Annotated in this window: 18 protein-coding genes; 14 read left to right on the forward strand and 4 right to left on the reverse strand. The window is 71.5% G+C overall.

Annotation, left to right across the window (positions count from 1 at the left end; translation table 11 throughout):
* Positions 1–24: 24 nt before the first annotated feature.
* From AB4K12_RS20425 to AB4K12_RS20435, 3 genes are all read right to left on the reverse strand, one after another.
* Positions 25–582, reverse strand: coding sequence for an ABATE domain-containing protein (locus tag AB4K12_RS20425; RefSeq protein ID WP_368435540.1), 558 nt, complete (start codon positions 580–582; stop codon positions 25–27).
* 79 nt (positions 583–661) lie between these two features.
* A complete protein-coding gene (locus AB4K12_RS20430) occupies positions 662–856 on the reverse strand; it encodes a hypothetical protein (protein WP_368435541.1) in 195 nt (64 codons plus the stop codon).
* Between the two features lie 45 nt (positions 857–901).
* A complete protein-coding gene (locus AB4K12_RS20435) occupies positions 902–1,966 on the reverse strand; it encodes an alpha/beta fold hydrolase (RefSeq protein WP_368435542.1) in 1,065 nt (354 codons plus the stop codon).
* A 299-nt stretch (positions 1,967–2,265) separates the two neighbouring features.
* On the opposite strand from AB4K12_RS20435, the gene AB4K12_RS20440 reads away from it, so the two are divergent.
* The 13 genes from AB4K12_RS20440 (at position 2,266) to AB4K12_RS20500 (ending at position 13,959) form a co-directional block, all read left to right on the forward strand.
* Positions 2,266–2,739, forward strand: coding sequence for a cupin domain-containing protein (locus AB4K12_RS20440; RefSeq protein ID WP_368435543.1), 474 nt, complete (start codon positions 2,266–2,268; stop codon positions 2,737–2,739).
* 36 nt (positions 2,740–2,775) lie between these two features.
* On the forward strand, positions 2,776–3,342 hold the full coding sequence (locus tag AB4K12_RS20445; protein WP_368435544.1) for a TetR/AcrR family transcriptional regulator: 567 nt from the start codon (positions 2,776–2,778) through the stop codon (positions 3,340–3,342).
* Between the two features lie 981 nt (positions 3,343–4,323).
* The gene (locus tag AB4K12_RS20450) at positions 4,324–5,538 is read left to right on the forward strand and encodes a PP2C family protein-serine/threonine phosphatase (RefSeq protein WP_368435545.1); all 1,215 of its coding nucleotides are present in this window, start codon (positions 4,324–4,326) and stop codon (positions 5,536–5,538) included.
* A 265-nt stretch (positions 5,539–5,803) separates the two neighbouring features.
* Complete coding sequence (locus tag AB4K12_RS20455; protein WP_368435546.1) at positions 5,804–6,673, forward strand: universal stress protein; 870 nt, start codon at positions 5,804–5,806, stop codon at positions 6,671–6,673.
* Positions 6,674–6,708: 35 nt separating this feature from the next.
* Positions 6,709–7,233, forward strand: a complete 525-nt coding sequence (locus AB4K12_RS20460; RefSeq protein ID WP_368435547.1) for a hydrogenase maturation protease — start codon at positions 6,709–6,711, stop codon at positions 7,231–7,233.
* 89 nt (positions 7,234–7,322) lie between these two features.
* Positions 7,323–7,640, forward strand: a complete 318-nt coding sequence (locus AB4K12_RS20465) for a hypothetical protein (RefSeq protein ID WP_368435548.1) — start codon at positions 7,323–7,325, stop codon at positions 7,638–7,640.
* Positions 7,641–7,669: 29 nt separating this feature from the next.
* Positions 7,670–8,863 carry a 4Fe-4S dicluster domain-containing protein gene (locus AB4K12_RS20470; RefSeq protein ID WP_368435549.1) on the forward strand — a complete coding sequence of 398 codons (1,194 nt, stop codon included), beginning with the start codon at positions 7,670–7,672 and terminating at the stop codon, positions 8,861–8,863.
* A complete protein-coding gene (locus AB4K12_RS20475) occupies positions 8,860–9,315 on the forward strand; it encodes a Crp/Fnr family transcriptional regulator (RefSeq protein ID WP_368435550.1) in 456 nt (151 codons plus the stop codon). The genes AB4K12_RS20470 and AB4K12_RS20475 overlap by 4 nt, the downstream gene beginning before the upstream one ends.
* Positions 9,312–10,115, forward strand: coding sequence for an FAD/NAD(P)-binding protein (locus tag AB4K12_RS20480; protein ID WP_368435551.1), 804 nt, complete (start codon positions 9,312–9,314; stop codon positions 10,113–10,115). The genes AB4K12_RS20475 and AB4K12_RS20480 overlap by 4 nt, the downstream gene beginning before the upstream one ends.
* A gap of 1 nt (position 10,116) precedes the next feature.
* Positions 10,117–10,935, forward strand: a complete 819-nt coding sequence (locus AB4K12_RS20485) for an oxidoreductase (RefSeq protein ID WP_368435552.1) — start codon at positions 10,117–10,119, stop codon at positions 10,933–10,935.
* Positions 10,932–12,299 carry a Ni/Fe hydrogenase subunit alpha gene (locus AB4K12_RS20490; RefSeq protein ID WP_368435553.1) on the forward strand — a complete coding sequence of 456 codons (1,368 nt, stop codon included), beginning with the start codon at positions 10,932–10,934 and terminating at the stop codon, positions 12,297–12,299. Before AB4K12_RS20485 ends, AB4K12_RS20490 begins: the two co-directional genes overlap by 4 nt.
* A 211-nt stretch (positions 12,300–12,510) precedes the next feature.
* Positions 12,511–13,257, forward strand: coding sequence for an STAS/SEC14 domain-containing protein (locus tag AB4K12_RS20495; protein WP_368435554.1), 747 nt, complete (start codon positions 12,511–12,513; stop codon positions 13,255–13,257).
* Positions 13,258–13,290: 33 nt separating this feature from the next.
* Positions 13,291–13,959: a hypothetical protein gene (locus tag AB4K12_RS20500; RefSeq protein WP_368435555.1), complete on the forward strand. Its 669-nt coding sequence runs from the start codon at positions 13,291–13,293 to the stop codon at positions 13,957–13,959.
* A 16-nt stretch (positions 13,960–13,975) separates the two neighbouring features.
* Here the strand turns inward: AB4K12_RS20500 and AB4K12_RS20505 are convergent, their stop codons facing one another.
* Positions 13,976–15,016, reverse strand: a complete 1,041-nt coding sequence (locus tag AB4K12_RS20505; protein WP_368435556.1) for an NAD(P) transhydrogenase subunit alpha — start codon at positions 15,014–15,016, stop codon at positions 13,976–13,978.
* Between the two features lie 110 nt (positions 15,017–15,126).
* Here AB4K12_RS20505 and AB4K12_RS20510 point away from each other — a divergent pair, with 110 nt between their 5' ends.
* Positions 15,127–19,008, forward strand: a complete 3,882-nt coding sequence (locus tag AB4K12_RS20510; RefSeq protein WP_368435557.1) for a hydantoinase B/oxoprolinase family protein — start codon at positions 15,127–15,129, stop codon at positions 19,006–19,008.
* Positions 19,009–19,022 lie beyond the last annotated feature (14 nt).

Here is a 19,022-nt window from a genome sequence, read left to right on the forward strand (position 1 = left end):
GGGCACGGCCGCGGGTATCCGCGGTCACGCGGAGGCGACAACGGTCTTCCTGCGGGCGCGGTACGCGGCGGCCTTGATCTTGTTGCCGCAGGACTCCATGCCGCACCACTGGCGCCGTCCGCCGCGCGAGCGGTCGACGTAGACGCGGGTGCACTCGGGGTTGCCGCACTCCTTGAGCAGGGGTACGTCCGGGCCGCTCAGCAGTTCCACCGCGTGCCGGGCGACGGTGGACAGCGCTTCTCGCTGCGTCGCCGCCGTCCAGCGGCCGGAGTGGGTCAGTTGTGGTGCCGCGGGAGCCCTGCGGGCCGCCTCGTTGACCACGGCCAGCGCCTCGTCGTCGAAGTCCTCGCCGAGGCGCCGAGCCGTGATCAGCTGGTAGACGGCCTCCCGTACGGTCGTCGCCCGCACCACGTCGGCCTGCCGGGCGGGCGAGACGGAGTCGGCCGTGCCGGACTCCACGTACCACGCGTCCAGGCGGTCCGGTGCCGCGAACATCTCGAATCGCGCCGCGCGGCGTGCGCGGAGCGTGGCCGCGAAGTCCAGGGCCGGATTGCCGCACACAAAGACATGATCCAGGTTCACGTCACCATCCTGACGGGTGACTACGGCGCCTGCAAGGATCGTCGGCCGCTACCGCGGGGCCCCTCCCCGGGGGCGCACGTCAGAGCACCAGGTCCCACGCCAGACACGAGAGGAGATCGCTCGCCCCTTCGGGGTCGTAGGCGTCTCGCGCCGGATCCCTCGGCGAGGCCTGCTTCACCTCGACCATGTCCTCGTAGGCGATCCGCTCGGGCAGAGCGCCGAACCGCGCGTGGCGCATCGCCGAGCCGCTGTCCTGTGTGTTGTCGTCTCGCATCGTCAGCCTCCCGCTGCCTCGGAACACTATGCGGTTGATGTCGCGTCAGAGGTGGTTCGCGTCGACGACGGCTCGGGCGAAGGCCTCGGGCGCCTCCTGCGGCACGTTGTGGCCGATGCCCTTCAGGGTGCGGTGGTCGTACGGGCCCGCGAATCTGTCCCGGTACATGGTCCCGTCGCCCGGAACCGTGAACGGGTCGCGCTCGGCGTCGAGCGTCACCGTCGGCACGGCGATGACCGGCCGGGCGGCGAGCCGCTTCTCGTACGGCTCGTAGCGCCGTTCACCCTCGGCGAGGCTCAGCCGCCAGCGGTAGTTGTGGATCACGATGGCGGCGTAGTCCGGGTTCTCGAAGGCGGCGGCCGTGCGCTCGAAGGTGGCGTCGTCGAAGTCCCAGGTCGGGGACACGGTGTCCCAGACCAGTCGGGTCAGATCGTGCCGCTTGTCCTTGTCCTCCATGGCGAGCCGGCCTCGCTCCGTGGAGAAGTAGTACTGGTACCACCAGGCGTGCTCGGTCGCGGGCGCCAGCGGCTGGAGGTTCGTCTCGAGGTTGACGACGAGGTAACCGCCCACCGACACCAGGGCCTTGCAGCGCTCGGGCCACAGCGCCGCGATGATGTCGGCACTCCGAGCCCCCCAGTCGAATCCGGCGAGCACCGCCTTCTCCAGCCCCAGCGCGTCCATCAGGGCGATGACGTCGAGGGCGATGGCCGACTGCTGACCGTTTCTGAAGGTCCGGGACGAGACGAAGCGCGTCGTGCCGTGGCCGCGCAGATAGGGAACGATCACTCGGTACCCCTCCGCCGCCAACAGGGGCGCGACATCGACGAAGCTGTGGATGTCGTACGGCCAGCCGTGCAGGCAGACGACCGGCGCCCCATGGGCCGGTCCCAGCTCGGCGTAGCCGATCTCCAGCAGACCGGCCCTGACCTTCTTGAGCGGAGGGAACACGGTGCGCCCGCGGGAGCCGGCCGCGGGCGCGGCGGCCGTCGCGGCCGGCCGCCCCGTCATGGCCGAGGCATGCGCCGCTCCCGACGGCCCCGCCAGGGGTGCGGCGACCGCGCCACCGGCACCCAGGCCGAGAGCCTTGCCGAACGTACGCCTGTTGATCATGTGAAGCCCTCCGCGCGTCTCGAAGTGCCGGCCTGCGACCGATCTGCGCCTCGCAGGAGATCCCACGCGCACACCGGTTTCGACGACCTCCGTAGGCGTGCCAGACGACTGTGGCACAGCGTGCGTCACCGGTCAAACAGGTGACGCACGCCAAGTCGTCGCATGCCAGGGTCACTTGATCGACAGGTCTACCCGGAAACGATGCGCATCCCTCTTGCGCTCCCCCGCAGCGGGGCGGCACGCTGTCGAGGCAGAAAGAACGGTCATTCTTCCTTCGAAGACCTCCAGAACGGAGCCCGATGATGATCGACCGCCGCACCCTGATCCGTAACACAGGCGCTGCCACCGCCGGTGCGCTCGGCATGTCCGCCCTCACCCCGACGACCGCGGCCGCAGCGGCCGACCCCACGGACCCGACGTCCGGAGTCACCCGGACCCTGCTCCAACGCCACCCCTCCCCCGCCAAGGGCTGGGACACCGTCCAGACCCTGGTGGAGATCCCCAGGGGCAAGGAGTCCGGCCGGCACAGCCACCCCGGGGTGGAGGTCGGATACATCGTCCGCGGCGACGTACTCATGGTGTTCGACGACGGCCACGTCCTGCGGCTGCGCACCGGCAACCCCTTCTTCATCCCTTCCAGTGCCGTCCACAACGCCCGCAACGTCGGCACGGTGACCACGATGATGCTGTCCACCTACGTCGTCGACGAGACGAAACCTCTGGTCACCACGTACGAGACGTACGAGCGCGAGCCCGCGAGGTTTCGCCCCTGACCGCACGGACCGGCCGTCCCTCCCTACCCTGTGCCCATGACGACGGGAGCCACCGAGAGAACCCACCCCAAAGAACGCCTGCTGGACACCGCGGGGCGACTGTTCTACGCGCGGGGCATCCAGGCCGTGGGCGTGGAGCAGCTGGTCACGGAGGCAGGGGTCACCAGGGCCACCTTCTACCGCCACTTCTCCAGCAAGGATGGGCTGGTCGTCGCCTACCTGGAGGCCCGCGGGGCGAGGGTGGAGGACGCCGTGGCGGTCATTCTCCACGCCCATCAGGGCCGTGACGCCCTGCTCGCCATCATGGACATGATCGGCGACAACCTCTGCCGGCCGGGGTTCCGCGGCTGCGGCTTTCTCAACGCCGCCGCGGAATATCCCGACCCCACGCATCCGGTACGCGTCCGCGTCGCCGAACACCGCCGCTGGTTCCACGGCGTGCTGCGCACCGTGGTCCACGACGCCGGTCATCCCGATCCCGAGCGCGTGGCCCGGGCGTTGGTGGTCCTGCGGGACGGGGCCATGGTGGGCGGCTATCTCGACGACCCCCGGGCCATCAGGACGACGCTGCGCGAGGCAGCGGAGACCCTTCTGGCGTCATGACCGGCACCCCACACGTTCGGTGCGTCCGAAGCGGCCCGCCGGTTCCCGGCCAACTCCGCTCGGGCACTACCGGGTGTCCGCATCCATGAGTAGCGTCGCCCCCCGTATCGATCGACCTCAACGTCCACAAGGGGGGCACATGAGATTCCGCTACCGTGTCGCGGCCGTCAGCGCATCCCTCGTCCTTGCGGGTGGGGGCGCGGTGGGTGTCGCCGCGCCTGCTTCCGCATCCGAGGGCGCCACCGCGCCCTCCCTCTCCTGCGACGCATGGCGGTACGAGAGGGGAACCGCCGGCCATGGTGCGTCGATCACGTGCCACGGCAGCTCGTTCACCGGGTACGCCGTCTGCCATCAGCCCGACGGTTACCTGTACATCCGCTTCGGTAACCGCGCCCGCTCCGGTGGTACTTCCACGGTGTGGTGCGGCCTGGACGCCGAGGTCACCGATGCGGGTGCGATCCGTAGCTGATCGCCCGGAGCGCGGCCTCGGCGCCTGAGCGCTCCGACGCACCGCTCGACGTGCTGCCCCTGTGCACGGCGGGCAGCATGGCCGGAGCCGACAGGCCGACCGCATCGGTCCCTCCACCGCTGCCGGTCGGCCCGTTGGGCACGGCGCACTCGCCAAAGCCCGGCAAGACCGTGGGCAGGGGGCCACCCGGCAGCGGCATGCGCGCTCGGCATTCGGCCCGGAGCCGGCTCAGGTCACAGACACCAGGACCATCCGTACCACCAGCAGCGGGCCCTCGCAGTGGGCTGCCACGCGCAGGATGACCGATCCCAGCAGCGGCGGGCCGGAAAGCCGGTCAGTCGGCCGCAAAGAACGTGCAGGACCTCACCCCTACGGGAGAGAAACGATCACCTCATGCCATTCGAAGGCAACGGCGAAGTCTGTATATGCCACAGTCGCCTCACGGTGATGAGGTCACCGTGCACGTGATGTGAGGAAGACACCGGAACCGGACGTCCAGGGAAGGCAGGCGGATGACCAGGCGCACCGTTCTCGACGGGCAGGACCCCGTCGGCCGGGCGGCATGCTCCTGCGAGGGCGAGGGCCTTCACGCCAAGGGCTGCGGCACCGCGGACGAGCAGTTCCGGGGGCTGCTCGAATCCGCTCCCGACGCCATGGTCATCGTGGACGACACGGGCCTCATCCGCCTAGTCAACGCCCAGACGGAGGCTCTGTTCGGCTACGACCGGCATGAGCTGCTGGGCCGTCCCGTGGAAGTCCTCGTGCCCGGCCGGTTCCGCGACCGGCACGCGGTGCACCGCAAGGACTACGCGCACAACCCGCAGTTCCGTCCCATGGGAGCCGGGCTGGACCTGTACGGACTCCGCAGGGACGGGCGGGAGTTCCCCGTGGAGATCAGTCTGAGCCCCTTGCGGACGCCCGACGGGCTGCTGTTCTCGGCGGCGGTCCGCGACGTCACCGCGCGCAGGGCCGCGGAGGCCGAGCTCACCAGGCTCTACGAGCAGCAGCGGCACGTCGCGCTGACGTTGCAGCGCAGCCTCATGGGCACCCCGCCCGACGTACCCGGCCTCCGTACCGCCAGCCGCTATCTGCCCGCCACCCAGGGTGCGGGCGTCGGCGGGGACTGGTTCGACCTCGTCCCGTTGGAGGGCGGCAGGGTCGGTGTCCTGATCGGCGACGTGATGGGCCGCGGGCTGGAGGCGGCCGCCGTCATGGGCCGGCTCCGCTCCGCCGCCAACGCCCTGGCCCGCACCGGCATGCCGCCCCGACGGCTGATGGACGTCCTCGACGCCGTCGTCGCCGACCTCCCCGGCCAACTGGTCACCTGCTGCTACCTGGTCGTCGCCCCCGACAGCGGAGAGATCACCCTCTGTTCGGCAGGGCACCTGCCCGTACTCCTCGCCGCTCCCGGCCCCGACGTCCGACCGTTGCCCGCACCTGTGAGCGTGCCCCTGGGCGTGGGCGGCGTCGCGCACGAACAGGTGACCCACACCGTGCCCCCGGGGGCGACGCTCGCGCTGTACACCGACGGCCTGGTGGAGACGCCGGACACCGACATCGAGGAGCAGATCGCCGCTCTCGCCACGGAACTGGGCACCGCCCTGGGCACTCGGCAGGATCTGGAAGCGGTGGCGGACGCGGCCGTCACGGCCCTGCTGCCGATCACAGCCGGCGACGATGACGTGACCCTGCTCCTGGCGCAGTTGCCCTCCCGCGTCGTCCGCTGACGAGAACCACGGCGAGGCGCAGGGCGGCGTCACCGGCAGACAGCGCCCAGGGCCGGTCGGCCCCCATCACGGGGCGCCGGGGCGGTGTGACCCTTCGGCCCCGGTGGTCAGGCCCCTTCGGCCCGTTTCCTCCTGCGGCGCTCTCGCGGAGGCATGTGGGACATGACATGCCGTGAGGGCGACGGCGAGAGATGGTGGAAGAGGCGAACGACACGGGCCGACGCCCGGTCCGAGATGCCGGTGAGGCGGTGAGGCGGTGAACACGATGGAGCGTCCCGTGGTCGTGGGCGTCGACGGGTCCGACGGCAGCTTCGCTGCCCTGGACTGGGCCGTGGAGGAGGCGGCCCGGCTCCGGCTCCCGTTGCGCGTGGTCTACGCGTCGCTGTGGGAGCACTACGAAGGGTCGATGCCGTCGTTCAGCAGTCAACGACCGGTGGAGGAGGTAGCGGCCCAGAACATCGTCGCCTCGTCCGAGCAGCGCGCCCGGCAGCTCTCCCCGGACCTGCGGGTGAATGCCGTGACCGTGCCGGACGACCCGCTGGACGCGCTGGTGGAGGAGTCACGCGGCGCGGCCACCCTGGTGACCGGCTCGTCCGGGCGAGGAGCCGTCAAGGAATTCCTGCTGGGCTCGGTGAGCCTCGCGGTGGCGGGACGTGCCGACTGCCCGGTCGTCGTCGTACGCGGCGAGGAGCACAACATCAAGGGCATGAGCAACCGGGTCGTCGTCGGCGTGGGCGAGGCGGACGAGGCCGCCTCCGCCGTGCGGTTCGCCCTGCGTGAGGCCGAGGCCCGCGGGTGCGAGCTGCGGGCTGTACGGGCGTGGCGAGCCCCCCAGCAGCCGACGGACCCCTTGATCATGCTTGATTCCGCTGCCCGTGCCTACGGGGAACAGGCTGTCGCCGTTCTGGACGAAGTGCTGGAGGAGGCAGTGGCCGAGCACCCCCGGGTGTCCGTCCAGCGCGCCGTGCTGGAAGGACCCGCGCACCGGGTGCTGCTCGGGTCGGCGGTCGACGCCGACCTTCTGGTACTCGGCGCCACCCGGCGGCAGGGACAGTTCGGCCTGCAGCTCGGCCGGGTCAGCCATACCACCCTGCACCGGGCGCCCTGCCCCGTCGCGGTGGTCCCGCACCGGTGAACCACGCGACCGTTCCCCCCGCCCAGGAGCGGACCATGGCGATCTCCCCTCGCGTCACGGTCATCGGAGTCGGCAACGAGTTCCGGCGGGACGACGGCGTGGGACCCGTCGTCGTCGCCCGGCTGCGGGAACGCGCAGCCCACGGCGGCCTGCCGGCCGGAATCCGGCTGGTGTGCTGTGACGGGGAACCAGGTCGGCTGATCGATCTGTGGGAGGGCGCCGAGACGGCGTTGGTCGTGGACGCCGCCCATGCCCACCCGGGGCGTCCGGGCAGGATCCACCGACTGGAGCCGACCCGGTACGAGGCGTGGCGGGCGGGCACGGCGAGCAGCCACGGCCTCGGCCTGGGAGAGGCGGTCGAGCTGGCCCGTGCGCTCGACAGGTTGCCCCGGCGCCTGGTCGTCCACGCGGTCGAAGGAGCCGACGGCTCCCTGGGCACGGGGCTGACCCCCGCGGTCGCCGCGGCGATCGGTCCCCTCACGGAACGGATCGAGCGGGACATCGCCCGCTGCCTCGCCGGACCTCGCGGCGGGGCGACGCCTCGGAACGTACGGCTGTGAGGGGTGGCGCCCACTCGGTACCGTCCTGCCCGTGCCCCCCCCCGCACGCCGCGGGCCATGCTGGGGGGGGGAGAGGAGGCGTCCGTGCCATGACCCGTGCGCCCGAGTCGGCAAGCGCTGCGGTGTACGCGCTGCTGGCCGACGGTACGACCGTATGTGTCCGGCCTGTCGTACCGGCGGACCGCGCGGCGGTCTTCCGGCTGTACGAGCGGATGTCTCCCGAGAACCTGCGGTTGCGTTTCTTCGCCAGCGGTACTCTCGTCGCGCAGCGGGCGGCGGACGCCCTGTGTGTGGACGCGGGGCCGGGGGACCGGGCTCTGGTGGCCGAGACCGGCGCCCGGATGGCCCGCACTCCTCCCGGCCCGCTCGGCGTGCGGCCCGTCGGGGGTGTGGTCAGGCTGAGGTGAGCACCGCCACCGAGCGAGCAGGAGACGCCATGCCCTCCGCGACGGCACCGCCGGACGCCGACAGCACGGCCTGTGTGCTGGACCTGGAGGGCATCGGGGCTCTTGTGCGGGTGCTGCGTGCCCGGGGCCGGACCGTGATCGGTCCGACCGAGCGGGACGGCGCCATCGTGCTGACCGAGATCGAGTCCGCCGACGAGCTGCCCTACGGCTGGGGAGTGGAGCTGGAGGCCGGCCACTACCGGACCAGACGGCGGACCGACTCCGCGGCCTTCGCGCACAGCGCCGGCCCCCAGTCGTGGAAGAACTTCCTGCACCCCGAACGCGTCCGGCAGTGGACCGCCGACCGTGCTCCCGACGGTGGGATGACGGTCCGTGCCGAACACCCGGAGCCCACCTCGTTCGCCTTCCTGGGCGTACGACCCTGTGACCTGAGAGCCATCCGGATCCAGGACCGCGTCATGATCGGCGGCCGGCACAAGGACGACGCCTACGAGGAACGCCGTACCGGCGCCTTCCTGATCGTGGTCGAGTGCACGGAGCCGGGCGCCACGTGCTTCTGCGTCTCCATGGGCACCGGTCCCGCCGCGCAGCCCGGCTACGACCTGGCGCTCACAGAGGTCGTGGACGAGGCCGGTCACCGCTTCCTGGCCCGTGCCGGCACCGAGGAGGGCACGGAGGTCCTGGCGGCCCTGCCGCGCCGACCCGCCGACGCGACCACCGCCGCGTCGGCCCGGGAGGCCGTGGAGGACGCCGCCGGGCGGATGGGCCGCACCATGCCGGAGGTCGACCTGCGCGCGCTGCTCTCCGGCACGTTGGAGGCCGAACGCTGGAACGACGTCGCCGCCCGCTGCCTGACCTGCGGCAACTGCACCATGGCCTGCCCCACGTGCTTCTGCACCACCAGTGAGGACATCACCGACCTGACCGGAGACCACGCCGAGCGCTGGCGACGCTGGGAGTCCTGCTACGACCTGGAGTTCACCCATCTGCCCGGCGGCTCGGTCCGCGGCTCCGGGCGCAGCCGCTACCGCCAGTGGCTCACCCACAAACTCGGCACCTGGTGGGACCAGTTCGACAGCTCGGGCTGCGTGGGCTGCGGGCGCTGCATCGTGTGGTGCCCGGTCGGCATCGACATCACGCAAGAGGCGCACGCCCTGCACCACGAGGCCCTGCACCACGAGGCCCTCGACCGGCAGGCCGAGAGAAAGGACGAGACGCCATGAAGGACACCGGTGTTTTCGCGGCCGTCCCGGAAGGCCCCCGCGAACGACTCATGGCGCTCGGCCGCGAGGTGTCCTTCCCCGCGGGTACGAGGATCTTCGAGGAGGGTGGCCGGGCCGACCGGTTCTGGGTCATCCGTATGGGCGGCGTCAACCTCGACATCCACGTGCCGGGACGCCGTGCCGCGGTCATCGAGACGCTGGGCGCCGGGCGGATGCTGGGATGGTCCTGGCTGTGCCCGCCGCACCAGTGGCACCTGGGCGCCGAGGCGAACGGCACCGTGCAGGCGTGGGAGTTCGACGCCGCCGAAGTACTGGAACTCTGCGAACGGGACCACGAGCTCGACCACGCCCTCCTCACCTATGTCGTCGAGGTCCTCGGACGCCGGCTGCGCGCCTCCCGCACCCGGCTCCTCGACCTCTACGGGCCCTACGGAAGCGGATCGCCCGGGTGACCGCCGTTCCCCTCCCCTACCGCGTGACGGCCAACCGGCCCGAGTCCGCCGGCACCCGTACGATCTCGCTGCAGCCGGTCGCGGAAGCCCTGCCGGCCTTCGCCCCGGGGCGGTTCGCCATGCTCTACGCCTTCGGCGTCGGGGACATCCCCGTGTCCGTCGCCGGGATCGACGGAGGGGTGCTCACCCACACGATCCGCGCCGTGGGCGCGACGTCCCGGGCGCTGTGCGCGGTCCGGCCGGGGACGCAGGTGGGCGTACGGGGCCCGTTCGGCACCGGCTGGGACCTGCCGGCCGCCGCCGGACGCGACCTGCTCGTCGTGGCCGGCGGCATCGGCCTGGCCCCACTGCGGCCGCTCGTACGGGCGGCGCTGTCCGCGCCCGGTGACCATGGCCGCCTGAACGTCCTGGCCGGCGCCCGCACGCCCGCGGACCTCCTCTACCGGTCGGAGCTGAAGGGCTGGGGCCTCCCGTACTGCGGCGTGACCGTGGACCGGGCCGGCCCGGGATGGACCGGCAACGTCGGGGTCGTGACCACCCTGCTGGACCAGGCGGCGTTCACCCCGCATGAGACCACCGCCTTCGTCTGCGGCCCCGAGGTCATGATCCGCGCCACCGCCCGCGAGCTGCTGCACCGCGGCGTACCGGCCCACCACATCCGTATCTCCCTCGAGCGGAACATGCACTGCGCCACCGGCCACTGCGGCCACTGCCAGCTCGGCCCCCTCCTGCTGTGCCGGGACGGTCCCGTCGTCACGTACGACCGCGCCGAGCCGCTCCTGGCCGTGCGGGAGCTGTGAGATGGCCGCACCCGCACGGTCCCGGCCCCGGCTCGGCGTGTTCAAGTTCGCTTCCTGCGACGGCTGCCAGCTCACCCTGCTCGACTGCGAGGACGAGCTGCTGCCGCTGTCCGCCGAGCTGGAGATCGCCCACTTCGTCGAGGCGTCCAGCGACATCCGGCCCGGCCCCTACGACCTGTCGCTCGTCGAAGGATCCGTCTCCACACCCGAGCACCTCGAACGCGTCCGGCGCGTCCGCGCCGAGTCGCGGTACCTGGTGACCATCGGCGCCTGTGCCACGGCGGGCGGCGTCCAGGCCCTGCGCGACTACGCCGACGTCGCCGAGTTCCGTGCGGCCGTCTACGCGAAACCCGAGTACATCGAGACCCTCGCCACCTCCACGCCCATCTCGGCCCATGTTCCGGTCGACTTCGAGCTGCGCGGCTGCCCCATCGACCGCGGACAGCTCATCGAGGTCATCACCGCGTTCCTCGCCGGCCGCCGCCCCGACATCCCGAACCACAGCGTCTGCTTCGCCTGCAAACGGCGCGGCACCACCTGCCTCCCCGTCGCGCACGGCATCCCCTGTCTGGGACCGGTGACCCACGCCGGGTGCGGGGCGCTGTGCCCGGCGTACGGGCGGGGCTGTTACGGCTGCTTCGGCCCGTCCGGCTCGGCCAACATGCCCGCGATGATCCCGCTCCTGCGCAGCGACGGCATGAGCGACGACGACATCCTCCGTCTCCTGCACACCTTCAACGTCAACGACTTCACCGCCATCGAGCCGGACCCGGAGGACGAGGTCGAACCCGGCATCCGGCAGCCAGGAGAGCGGCCGTGAACGACGACGGTACGCGCGAACTGCAGGTCGGAGCGCTCGCCCGCGTCGAGGGCGAGGGCGCGCTGCGGCTGCGCGTCGGTGACGACGGAACCGTCGCCGAAGCCCGGTTGCGCATCTACGAACCCCCACGTTTCTTCGAGGCGTTCCTGCGCGGGCGCCGGCACACCGAACCGCCCGACCTCACCTCGCGCGTGTGCGGCATCTGCCCCATCGCCTACCAGACCAGCGCCTGCCACGCGATCGAGGACGCCTGCGGCGTCACCGTCGACGGCCGGATCGCCGCACTGCGCCGCCTCGTCTACTGCGGCGAATGGATCGAAAGCCACACCCTGCACATCTACCTGCTCCATGCCCCCGACTTCCTCGGCTGCGACGACGCCCTCGGACTCGCCCGCACCCACCGCGCCGCCGTCGAACGCGGCCTGCGGCTCAAGCAGGCCGGGAACACGATCGTCGAGGTCCTCGGCGGGCGCGCCATCCACCCCGTCACCATGCGCGTGGGCGGCTTCCACCGCACGCCCGCCCGAGCCGAGCTGCGCCCCCTGTCCGAGCGCCTGAAGCAGGCTCGTGACGACGCGCTCGAGACCGTCGCCTGGGTGGCCGGCTTCGAGTTCCCCGACGCCGAGTGCGACGCCGACCTCCTCGCCCTCACCGAGCCGGGAACGTACGCTATCGAGACGGGCACCCCCACCGTGCTGCCGCACTGCGACGGGCACCGCACGAGGACGTTCCCCCTCGCGGACTTCACCACCCACGTGGTCGAGGAGCAGGTCCCTCACTCCACCGCGCTCCAGGCCCGGCTGGACGGCCGACGCCACCTTTCCGGTGCCCTGGCCCGGTACGCCATCAGCGGCCACCTGCTCCCACCGGCCGTCCGGGAAGCGGCCCGGGCGGCCGGCCTGGCCGACCCGGCCTCCGGAGAGATCTGTCGCAATCCGTTCCGCAGCGTCATCGTCCGCGCCGTCGAAGTCCTCTACGCCGTGGAAGAAGCGCTGCGCCTGATCGACGCCTACGAGCGCCCGCCGCAGCCCGCCGCGGACGTTCCCCCGCGGGCCGGAACGGGCCACGGCGCCACCGAGGCACCACGCGGCACCCTCTACCACCGCTACGCCCTCGACGCCGAAGGACTCGTCACCGACGCCTGCCTCATTCCGCCCACCTCCCAGAACCAGGGCGCCATCGAGGAGGACCTGAGACGGATCGTCCAGGACCGGCTGCGGCGCGGCGAAGTCACCGATGCCGAGCTGACCCGGCTGTGCGAGCGGGCCATCCGCAACCACGACCCCTGCATCTCCTGCTCGGCCCACTTCCTCGACCTGAGCGTCGAAGGCCCCCGAGGCACGCGGGCCACGAACCCCGGATGACGAGGAGGACCGACGTGCTCAAGGTGTGCCTCCGCCTTGACCCACCCCTGCGCCGTACTATGGAAGGGCGCCCCGAACAACACGATGACGAATCTTCGCGTCCTCCGGAACAGCAGCATCGATCACCGCTGATCGCCTGCAGCCGGGCACGCCGCCGCTCTGACGTACTGGCTTGCGGAATCGCCGGTCACCCGGCCCAGAGGAGAACGGCATGTTGGAGAGAGCCAAGGACACACCCGCCGGCGTCGACGCGATCAAGGCTGTCGGGACCGTGTCGAAGGACGACTACCGGAAGGTGGTCGAGCCACTCATCGAGGACGCGAGAAGGGAAGGCCGCCGCATTCGGATGCTGTGCGAGATCGGCCCCGATTTCAAGTCCTTCACCCCCGGAGCCGCCTGGGAGGACCTCAAGGTCGGCACCGGTGCCATCAGACTGTTCGAGGGCTGCGCGGTCGTCACCGATGTGCGCTGGATCCGTGAGTCCACGCGGTTGACGAGCTTTCTGATGCCCTGTCCGGTACGCGTCTTCGGCAGCGAGGAGCGCGACGAAGCCCTGCGTTGGCTGGCGTCGCTTCCCGAGGGCCCCGGCATTTCCCACCGGCTGACCGATTCCGAAGTGCTCGTGGTCGAGGTCGAACAGCCCCTGCGTGCGCAGGATTTCGATGCCCTCGCAGCGACCGCGGACAGCTGGCTCGGGACGCACGCCGAATTGGCCGGCGTCGTGATCCATGCGCGCGAGTTCCCCGGATGGGAGAACATCGGCGGCTTGATCCGTCATGTGCGGTTCGTTCGCGACCACCACCGGAAGGTCAGGAAGATCGCCCTGGCGGCCGACAGCAAAGCGGCCACCCTGGTGCCCCAGCTCGCGAATCACTTCGTCCAGGCCGAAGTCCGGCGGTTCGAATACGACGAACTCGACGAAGCCATCGCGTGGGCGGCCGGCCCCCCGGTTCCTTAGGGGCGCCCTGCGGAGCCGGCATGTCGTGGAACCGTGGGGATCACACCGGACGAGGAGTTCGCAGTGCATGAGAACGGCCGACCCTCCGCGGACGACACGTCCGAGCGTGTGGCCGATCTGCTCCGTCTGGCCCACACCGCTCTGAGCCGGGCCACAGCGGTGCTGTTCCGCTCCACGACGAAGGCCGAGAAGGGGATGGCTGCCGTGGGCAGGGCGCTGGGTGAGCTGTGGGGGGAAGCGGAGGATCTCACCTGGACGGGTCTGGCCGCGGGCGCGGCCCAGGACGCCGACCTCCGTACGGTGATCACGGACATGTACGTCGGCGAGGACATCGGGCGCATGGGCGTACTGACACGCCAGGTGAGTGACATCGCCTGGGCCCGCCAGTCGAAACCACCGCTCCCCACGCCCGTGTGGGAATGCGTGCGGGAGCTGGGCGAGAGCAGTCTCGCGCTGGTCGGCAGAGCCCACGACGCGATCGCTTCCCCGGCCTCCCCCGAGGTCACGGACGCCGAGCTGGCGGAGGTCGGCGGCCTGCAGCGCCGGCTGTGCCGCACCCTGCTCTCCGGAATCGGCTCGCTGGATGTCATCGACGCCGTGGACACCGCCATCCTGGGCCGTTGCTACGCCGAGTGCGCGCAACGCGCCACCGCCGTGGCCCAGCACATGTGCCTGCTCCGGGAGACTCCGATGGGCGGGTAACCCAAGGGGCACCTCATCAGGGCAGTCCGGCCACAGCGGTCTGCTCGAGAATCAGCTGCCACACGTCCTCGGCCCGTACGAGACCGTCGTGGGTCACCAGCATGGCTTTCTGTACGGGATCGTCCGGTTCGATCCACAGCTCGCCGTCGCGGACGAGGTGGGCGAGCAGTGCCGTGACGTTCCGGGCGTACGCCGTGGAGGCCGCCACCGGGATGCCTTCCGGCAGCCGGCCCGCGCCGATCACGGTGACGCCGGCACCCACGAGGCCGGCGCGTTCCGCCTCCACGCCCTCGACATTGCCTCCGTCCGGTCCGGCGGCCGTGTCGACCACCACGGCGCCCGGCCTCATGCCCGCCAGGTCGCCGGCCGTCACCAGCACGGGCGGGGGGCGTCCACGACGGGGGCGGACAGTGGTGACGACCAGGTCGGCGCCGGCCAGCCGGCCGGTACCCGGTGGCTCCGGTGGGCCGAGGGCGCCGGTACGCACTTCCGCGCCCAGCCGGCGGAGCGTTCCGACCGCCGCCCGTGCGGCGTCGTCCGCGCCCAGGACGAGCGCGTGTGCGGGGCCCGGCGAGGCGCCGGCCGTGGCCGGCAAGGGACGGTCCAGACGGTCGGCGGCGAGAAGGGCCGCCTTGTAGCCCGCGAGCCCGGCTTGTGACGCGACGGCGTCCATCGGCCGCGCCAGGACCGAGTTCTCCGGTGCCAGGTCGAGACCGATGGCGGTGACGCCCGCGTCCGCCCATCCCCGGACGCGGAAAGGCATGTGCATCGGGTCCAGCAGCGCGATCACCACCTGCCCGCGGCGAAGACCGCGACCGGCCGGGAGGTTGGGAGGCCGTACTCCCACGAGGACGTCCGAGCGGTCGAGGAGTTCGTCCAGCGGGACGACGTCGGCACCGGACTCCCGGTAGCGGGCGTCGGACCGGAAGCCGAGGGCCCCGGCGCCCGACTCCACCAGCACGAACAGCCCCAGGGCCGCCACCGCCCGGACGGATTCCGGCAGCAGCGCGACCCTGCGCTCGCCCGGGGCGGTCTCCTTGTACACGCCCAGTGTCATGCCCGCCGTCACCGGTCCACCCCCTTTCGAAGGTCTCCCGTTCTTCAGTATGGATCTCGCTCCGAGTGCCGTGCACCGCGAAACCGATGCCGACGGGCCATGCTGAAAGCATGCCTGGATCGACGGCGGACACACGAGGAACGGGCGGCACCGCGCCCGGCGTCCGCGCCGGCTGGCAGTTCTGGGTCGACCGTGGCGGCACCTTCACCGACATCGTCGCCCGGAGCCCGGACGGCCGCCTGCTGACCCGCAAGCTCCTCTCGGAGGACCCGGCCCGCTACGGCGACGCGGCGGTGGAGGGCATCCGCAGACTGCTCGGACTGCGCCGCGGCCAGGAGATCCCGACCGACGCCGTCGACGCGGTGCGGATGGGCACCACCGTGGCGACGAACGCCCTGCTCGAGCGCACGGGCGAGCGGACGGCTCTGGTGATCACCCGGGGGTTCCGGGACGCGCTGCGCATCGGGTACCAGAACCGCCCCCGGCTCTTCGACCGGCACATCACCATGCCGGAGGTTCTGTACGAGCGGGTCGTCGAGGTGTCCGAGCGCGTCACAGCACAAGGTGAGGTGCTGTGCCACCCCGACCTGCGCGGTCTCGCCACCGACCTGCGGCGGGCCCACGACGACGGCATCCGCGCCATCGCGGTCGTATGCCTGCACAGCCACCTGCATCCCCGGCACGAGGAGGTGATCGGGGAACTGGCCGAGCGGACCGGCTTCCCGCAAGTATCGCTGTCCAGCGAGGTCAGCCGCCTGATGAAGCTGGTGCCCCGGGGCGACACGGCCGTGGTCGACGCGTATCTCTCCCCCGTCCTGCGCCGTTACGTGCGGCAGGTGGCGGACCGGCTGCCGGGCGTCCGTCTGATGTTCATGCAGTCCAACGGCGGCCTGGCCGAAGCGGGGCACTTCCGTGGCAAGGACGCCATTCTGTCCGGACCGGCCGGCGGCATCGTGGGCATGGCCCGCATGTCACAGCTGGCGGGCTTCGAGAAGGTCATCGGTTTCGACATGGGCGGCACCTCCACCGACGTGTCACACTTCGCCGGCTCCTACGAGAGGGTGGTCACCTCCCAGGTGGCGGGCGTCCGGCTGCAGGCACCGATGCTGGACATCCACACGGTCGCGGCCGGAGGAGGCTCCGTACTGCACTTCGACGGCAGCCGCTACCGCGTCGGGCCCGATTCGGCCGGGGCGAGCCCGGGCCCCGCCTGCTACCGCGCCGGAGGTCCCCTGACCGTCACGGACGCCAACGTGATGCTCGGTCGCATCCAGCCCGCGCGCTTCCCGCACGTGTTCGGCCCGAACGGCGACCAGCCCCTGGACCTCGACGTCGTCCACCACCGCTTCACCGAGCTCGCCGAGGAGATCCGCGCCCGCACCGGCGACAGCCGCACCCCGGAGCAGGTCGCCGAGGGCTTCCTGCGGGTGGCGGTGGCGAACGTGGCGGCCGCCGTCAAACGGATCTCCGTACAGAAGGGCCGCGACGTCACCGAGTACGTGCTCACCACGTTCGGTGGCGCGGGTGGCCAGCACGCCTGTGCCGTCGCCGACGCCCTCGGCATCCGCACCGTCCTCGTCCCGCCCATGGCCGGCGTCCTCTCCGCGCTGGGCATCGGACTCGCCGACACCACCACCCTGCGCGAGCGGTCGGTGGAGCTTCCCCTCGAGGAGGCGACCATGGAGCGCGTCCGGACCGTGGCCGGCGAGCTGGAGGCCGCGGCGCGCGCCGAGCTCCACGACGAGGACGTTCCCGCCGAGCAAGTCCGGGTGACCCGGCGCGCACGGCTGCGCTACGACGGCACCGACACCGCCGTGACGGTCCGGTTCGGCGAACGCCCCGCGATGCGGGAAGAGTTCGAGGCGAACCACCGGGCGATGTACTCGTTCCTCCTGGACCGGCCCGTCATCGTCGAGGCGCTCTCGGTCGAGGCCGACGGGCTCACCCCGCAACCCGACCTCGGTGACCTCGCACCGGCCGAGGAGGAGAACGACGACGGCACGGGCACCGACACCGTCAGGCTCCACGCGCAGGGGACATGGCACGAGGTCCCGCTCCGGCGGCGGGAACACCTGCGCCCCGGCATCATGGTGCCCGGCCCCGCCGTCATCACCGAGGCCGACGCGACCACGGTGGTGGAGCCCGGCTGGCAGGCCGGTGTGACGGCGGCCGGCCACCTGCTCGCCGAGCGCGTGGCCCCGCCCCCCGAAGCCGACGTGGCGACCAGGGCCGACCCGGTCATGCTGGAGATCTTCAACAACCTCTTCGTGTCGATCGCCGAGCAGATGGGCGCGCGTCTGGAGTCGACGGCGCAGTCCGTCAACATCAAGGAACGGCTCGACTTCTCGTGCGCGCTGTTCGACCCCCGGGGCGATCTCGTCGCCAACGCCCCCCACATCCCCGTGCATCTCGGCTCGATGGGAACCGCCGTCAGGGAGGTGATCCGCCGCCGGTCCGGCACCATGCGCCCCGGTGAGGCCTACGCCGTCAACGACCCCTATCACGGTGGCACGCACCTGCCCGACATCACCGTGGTGACGCCCGTCTTCGACGAACGGCCCACGCACGACGACACGATCCTCTTCTTCGTCGCGTCCCGCGGTCATCACGCCGAGATCGGTGGTCTGACACCCGGCTCGATGCCGGCGAACAGCCACGAGATCGACGACGAGGGCGTTCTCTTCGACAATTGGCTGCTGGTGGAGAACGGCAGGTTCAGAGAGACCGAGACACTCGAGCTCTTGACCTCGGCCCCCTGCCCCTCCCGCTCCCCCGCCACCAATCTGGCCGACCTGCGCGCCCAGATCGCCGCCAACCGCAAGGGCGTCGAGGAGGTCGGCAGGATGATCGGCCACTTCGGCCTGGACGTGGTGCAGGCGTACATGCGCCACGTCCAGGACAACGCCGAAGAAGCCGTCCGCCGGTCCCTCGCCAGCCTCTCCAGTGGTGAGTACCGCTACGAGACGGACTCCGGCGCGGTCATCGCCGTACGCGCCGAGGTCGACCGGCACAACCGGTCGGCGACCATCGACTTCACGGGCACGTCAGCGCAGCTGGCGACGAACTTCAACGCACCCACCGCCGTGGTGAACGCGGCGGTGCTCTACGTCTTCCGCACGCTCATCGCCGAGGACATCCCCCTCAACGACGGCTGTCTGCGCCCCCTGCGCATCATCGTCCCGCGGGGATCGATGCTCGCTCCCGAGCATCCCGCCGCCATCGTCGCCGGCAACGTCGAGACCTCCCAGGCCATCGTCGGCGCCCTCTACGCCGCCCTCGGAGCCCAGGCGGAGGGAAGCGGCACCATGAACAACGTCACCTTCGGCAACGACCGCCACCAGTACTACGAGACCGTCGCGTCCGGATCGGGCGCGGGACCAGGGTTCGACGGCGCACCGGCGGTCCAGACCCATATGACCAACTCCCGCCTCACCGACCCGGAAGTACTCGAATGGCGCCTTCCCGTCCTCCTGGAGGAGTTCGCCGTGCGCACCGGCAGCGGAGGCGAGGGCCGCTGGCGCGGCGGCGACGGCACGGTACGCCGACTGCGCTTCCGCGAGCCGATGACGGTGAGCACCTTGTCCGGGCACCGTCGCGTCCCGCCCTACGGCATGGCCGGCGGCCGCCCGGGCTCGCCGGGCTCGAACCGTGTGGACCGGGCCGACGGCGGTACGACCCCGATGGCGGGCTGCGACTCGGTCGACGTGCTGCCCGGAGACGTCCTCGTGGTGGAGACACCGGGCGGAGGCGGGTACGGCCCTCCCGGGGACCGCGCCGGCCGCCCCGGAATGCTGTTGCCGCCCGGTGCCAGGGACACCGGGCGATGTCAGGCCAGGTTCTTCTCCAGCGCGGCGATGTACTGGTGGATGGAGTGGTCGCGCACGCCGTCGCCGGCGGGTGCGAGCGCGTCGGCGGTGTACCCCTTGGCGTGGTCGGCGAGGTTGCCGAAGAGCGAGGTCTTCTCGCGGAGCCGGCCGTCGGAGCCGAGGTAGCGCAGGGTGTCGAC

Source organism: Streptomyces sp. C36, assembly GCF_040932295.1.
Classification (GTDB): domain Bacteria; phylum Actinomycetota; class Actinomycetes; order Streptomycetales; family Streptomycetaceae; genus Streptomyces; species Streptomyces triculaminicus.